This window comes from Ralstonia sp. ASV6, from assembly GCF_016429285.1.
Lineage (GTDB): Bacteria > Pseudomonadota > Gammaproteobacteria > Burkholderiales > Burkholderiaceae > Ralstonia > Ralstonia flaminis.
In genome coordinates, this window is sequence record NZ_JAELUI010000245.1 from 1 (window position 1) to 4,440 (window position 4,440).

The following is a 4,440-nucleotide window of genomic DNA, read 5'->3' on the forward strand; positions in this document are numbered from 1 at the left end:
GGCCTGACGGTACTGCGCAATGATGCCCGGGATTTCCTCCGTGGCCAGCGCGCGCGGCTCACTGGTGGGCTCGTTGCCCGGCGTGCCGTCAGGGTGCACGACAAAGCTCTGCGCACCCTTGGCGACGATGGCGGACGGCGCGACCGGCGCCTGACCGTTTTCTTGCAGCAGCGTGTTCGAGATGCGGCCCACGTGCCAAAGCTGCTGCGAAATGCGGCCACCCTTGGCGTGCACGGCATCCACCACGGCCTTCCAGCCGGCTTCCTGTGCGTCGGTGTACATGCCCGGCGTCCAGGCGTAACCCTGGCCCTGGCGGGAAATTTGCGTGGCTTCCGTCACGATCAGGCCAGCCGTCGCACGCTGCGCGTAGTAGGTCACGTTCAGCTCCGTCGGCACGTCGCCGGGCTGACCGGCGCGCGAACGCGTGAGCGGTGCCATGACGACGCGGTTGGCGAGGGTCGTACGACCGACCTGGACAGGCGACAACAGTTGTTGGGTCATATCAGCTCCAAAAAAGAGAGAATACTTATTACTATTCGACCGGTCATCTAGAACCGGAGTCAAAGAAAAGGCGAGGAACATGCCTCGCCGGCAATGGATTCGGTTGCGATCAATGTTTCGGCATGGCCAGCAGGATTTCGGTTTGCGCCACGCAGCTCCGGAACGCCGCAACCGTCCGGTGCGCCTTGGCCAGCAGCGCGCCGCCCATCCACATCGCATACAGACCTTCGGCCAGATGGCGTGCGTCGCTCACGGGTGCGAGCGAACCATCGGCGACGCCCGTCTCGATCACGTCGGCAATGCGATCCACCATGCGCGTCATCCCTGTCGACAGCACCTTGCGCATCGGCTCCGACAAGTCCGACACCTCCCCCGACAGCTTGACGGCCAGGCAGGTAACTTCGCACGCGCTGCGCTCGTGCAGGTCAATCCAGGCGGTGAAGTAGCGCAGCAACCGCTCGCGTGCAGTCAGGCGGGAGTCGTTGAACAGGCTGACGACACCGGCGTCGTAGTCTTGGAAGTAGCGCTCCAGCATGGCAACGCCAAAGTCTTCCTTTGACCCAAAGTAGTAATAGAACGAGCCTTTGGGCACCTGCGCACGGCCGAGGATTTCCGCCAACCCGACGGCCGAGAAGCCGCGCCCGAGGATCAGCTCGGCGCCGGCGTCCAGAATGCGGTCGCGGGTGTCGTGCCGGGCTTCGGTGCCTTCAGCGGTGACGGGTTCGGGGTGCTTGCTCATGGTGGATTGGATTGTAGTAGACCGACCGTCTAGTTGCATGACCCTGCAGTGAGCAGGGTCGATGTGACGATTAGTCGCTCGGAACTTTTCGCTTACAGCTTCTCAGTCTCGCCGGTCTTGGGCTGCCAGCGCATCAAACGCTTTTCTACCAGACCGACCAACCAATCGAGCACCAGCGCAAACACTGTCAGCACGACAATGCCGGCAAACACGGTATTGATGTCGAACGTGCCCTCGGCCTGCAGGATCAAGTAACCGACGCCGCGCGCAGATCCGAGGTATTCGCCCACCACCGCCCCCACAAACGCCAGACCCACTGACGTATGCAGCGACGAGAACACCCAGCTTGTCGCGCTCGGCAGATAGACGAAGCGCAACAGCTGCCGCTGCGAGGCCCCCAGCATGCGCGCATTGGACAGCACCACGGGGCTCACCTCCTTCACGCCCTGGTAGACGTTGAAGAACACGATGAAGAACACCAGCGTGACCGCCAGCGCGACCTTCGACCAGATCCCCAGGCCGAACCACACACCAAAGATGGGCGCCAGGATCACGCGCGGCATCGAGTTGGCGGCCTTGATGTACGGATCGAGCACCGCAGACACCGCGGGACTCAGCGCCAGCCACAGCCCGGCGCCCAGGCCGGTGGCCGTCCCGATGACGAAAGCCAGCACGGTTTCAGCCAGCGTCACGCCAAGGTGCTGGTAGATGTCGCCTTCAGACACAAACCACGCCCAGATGCGCTGGGCGACGATGAGCGGTTCACCGAAGAAGAACGCGACATCTTGCGAGCGCGTGGCGAAGTGCCACACGGCCAGCGTGACGACGAGGAGACCAAGCTGCCAGGCGCGCAGCGTGAACGAAGAGAGCGGACGATTAGCCATGAGAGAGATCGATCGAATTCGGTTCAGGCCACGCGGCGATGCTGCGCGTAACCCTTCAGCACTTCTTCACGCAGCACATCCCAAATGCGTGAATGCAAATCGACAAAGCCGGCCTGGTCGCGAATCTCGGCCACATCGCGCGGGCGTGGCAGGTCGATCACGAACTCCCCGATCGGGTGCGTGCCCGGCCCTGCGGATAGCACAACCACGCGGTCGCTCATGGCAATGGCCTCATCCAGGTCGTGTGTGATGAACAGCACGGCCTTGCGTTTGGCGGCCCAGAGGTCGAGCACCTCGTTCTCCATCAACTGGCGCGTCTGGATGTCCAGCGCAGAGAACGGCTCGTCCATGAGGATGATGTCGGGGTCGAGCACCAACGTTTGCGCCAAACTCACGCGCTTGCGCATGCCGCCAGAGAGCTGATGCGGATAGCGATCTTCAAATCCGGCCAGGCCTACGCGCGTCAGCCACGACATCGCCAGTTCGCGCGCCTCCTTGTCAGGCGTGCCGCGAAATTCCAGCCCGGCCAGCACGTTGTCCAGTGCGCTGCGCCACGGCATCAGCGCCTCGGCCTGGAACATGTAGCCAGCGCGGCGGTTGATGCCGACCAGCGGCTCGCCAAACACACGCACCTGACCTGACGATGGCTGCAACAGCCCTGCCGCCAAATTCAACAAGGTGGATTTGCCACAGCCGGTCGGGCCTACCACCGAGACGAACTCGCCGGCCTGGATATCCAGCGTCGTGTTCTGTACGGCCGTGTAGCGCTGGCCCGGTTTGTCAGGTGAAAGGAAGGTACAGGTGATCTGGTCGAACGAAAGCGCGGGCGTTGTCATGGTGTCTGCCTGATGGCTACCAAGAAAGCAATGCGCCCGGTTAGACCGGGCGCAGGGTGAAAGTCTGCTGGACTTAGTGGTACTTGGCGTTGGCCTTCTGCACGAAGGTGTTGGTGAAGGTCTGGTCCAGCTTGATCTGCTTGCCCTTCACTTCCGCGTCGAACTCCGACAGCGTACGCAGCGCCGTGGTCGGGCCGTCGGCGGGCATTGCGCCGTCCGGCGAGATGGCCTCGCGCACCTTGTCCCAAGCAGCCAGATACAGCGCGCGGTCCCCCAACAGATAGGCTTCAGGAACGGTCTTGACGATGTCCGACGGGCCCGCCTTCTGCAGCCACTTCAGCGCACGCACCATGGCGTTGGTCAGCGCCTGCGTCGTGTTCGGATTCTTCTGGATGAACGCGGTCGACGCATACAGGCAGCCCGCAGGCATGTTGCCGCCAAAGACAGCCTTGGTATCGGCCAGCGTGCGGGTGTCGGAAACGACGCGCACTTCGTTCTTCTGCGTGAGCATCGACATGACCGGGTCCAGATTGGCCAGCGCGTCGATCTGCCCCGCGCGGATGGCCGCAATGGCACCGTTGCTCGGGCCCACACCAATGATCGACACCTCATTCGGCTTGATGCCAGCGCGTGCCAGCACGTAGTTGACCATGATGTTGGTCGACGAACCCGGGGCCGTCACGCCGATCTTCTTGCCCTTCAAGTCAGCGATCGACTTGTAGTTGGGCATCGTCTTGTTGTTGACCGCCAGCACGATCTGCGGGGCGCGGCCTTGCAGCACGAACTCCTGGTACATCTGGCCCTTGGCCTGGAGCACCAGCGTGTGTTCGTAGGCGCCGCTCACCACATCAGCGCTACCGCCCACCACGGCCTGCAGTGCCTTGGCACCACCAGCAAAGTCGACGATCTCGACATCCAACCCTTCGTCCTTGAAGTAACCCAGGCGCTCGGCAATCGTCAGCGGCAGGTAGTAGAACAACGCCTTGCCACCCACGGCGATGGTCACCTTGCTCTTCTCAAGCTTGCCCTGTGCCAACACGGCGGGGCTGGCTGCCAGCAGGCTCGTCGCGCATAGCGCTGCGCCCATCCATTTTGCCCAGCGGCTGATGCCTCGTGTCCCCATGCTTGTCTCCTGAGTGCTTTGTTCTGCAGCGTTCACTGCCTTGGCGGCGATATTACCGCAACGATTTGCCATACAACATGCGGGATGGTCCTAGCCCCTTAGCCTGCCGCTTCGGCAATCACGCCTTGTGCGGCCAGCGCATCGATCTGCGCGTCGGTCAAGCCATGGCTGCGCAGCACGTCGCGCGTGTGCTGACCCAGGCGCGGAGCGCTGGCCTGTACCGCACCGGGCGTGCCGGAAAGCTTGGGTACCACGCCCGGCATCTCCACATCGATGCCTGATTGCGCACGCACGGTCTCGATGACACCGCGCGCGCGGTAATGCGGGTCGGCAGCAATATCGGCGATGGTGTAGATC

5 protein-coding genes and 1 pseudogene are annotated in these 4,440 nt (G+C 62.9%); all 6 read right to left on the reverse strand.

Annotated elements, in window-relative coordinates; genetic code table 11:
• Positions 1–501, reverse strand: a pseudogene (locus JHD73_RS26660) (alkene reductase); the annotation flags it as partial.
• Between the two features lie 109 nt (positions 502–610).
• Positions 611–1,240 carry a TetR/AcrR family transcriptional regulator gene (locus JHD73_RS26665; RefSeq protein ID WP_199033160.1) on the reverse strand — a complete coding sequence of 210 codons (630 nt, stop codon included), beginning with the start codon at positions 1,238–1,240 and terminating at the stop codon, positions 611–613.
• Positions 1,241–1,332: 92 nt separating this feature from the next.
• Positions 1,333–2,124, reverse strand: a complete 792-nt coding sequence (locus tag JHD73_RS26670; protein ID WP_199033161.1) for an ABC transporter permease — start codon at positions 2,122–2,124, stop codon at positions 1,333–1,335.
• A gap of 23 nt (positions 2,125–2,147) precedes the next feature.
• The gene (locus JHD73_RS26675; RefSeq protein ID WP_048934269.1) at positions 2,148–2,960 is read right to left on the reverse strand and encodes an ABC transporter ATP-binding protein; all 813 of its coding nucleotides are present in this window, start codon (positions 2,958–2,960) and stop codon (positions 2,148–2,150) included.
• A gap of 73 nt (positions 2,961–3,033) precedes the next feature.
• On the reverse strand, positions 3,034–4,083 hold the full coding sequence (locus JHD73_RS26680) for an ABC transporter substrate-binding protein (RefSeq protein ID WP_199033162.1): 1,050 nt from the start codon (positions 4,081–4,083) through the stop codon (positions 3,034–3,036).
• A gap of 98 nt (positions 4,084–4,181) precedes the next feature.
• The coding region (locus JHD73_RS26685; protein ID WP_199033163.1) for a CoA transferase at positions 4,182–4,440 on the reverse strand (259 nt) is incomplete at its 5' end.

Coding starts and splice junctions, on each gene's coding strand:
- JHD73_RS26665 (WP_199033160.1), bottom strand. CDS start 1,240: ATGAGCAAGCACCCCGAACCCGTCACCGCTGAAGGCACCGAAGCCCGG.
- JHD73_RS26670 (WP_199033161.1), bottom strand. CDS start 2,124: ATGGCTAATCGTCCGCTCTCTTCGTTCACGCTGCGCGCCTGGCAGCTT.
- JHD73_RS26675 (WP_048934269.1), bottom strand. CDS start 2,960: ATGACAACGCCCGCGCTTTCGTTCGACCAGATCACCTGTACCTTCCTT.
- JHD73_RS26680 (WP_199033162.1), bottom strand. CDS start 4,083: ATGGGGACACGAGGCATCAGCCGCTGGGCAAAATGGATGGGCGCAGCG.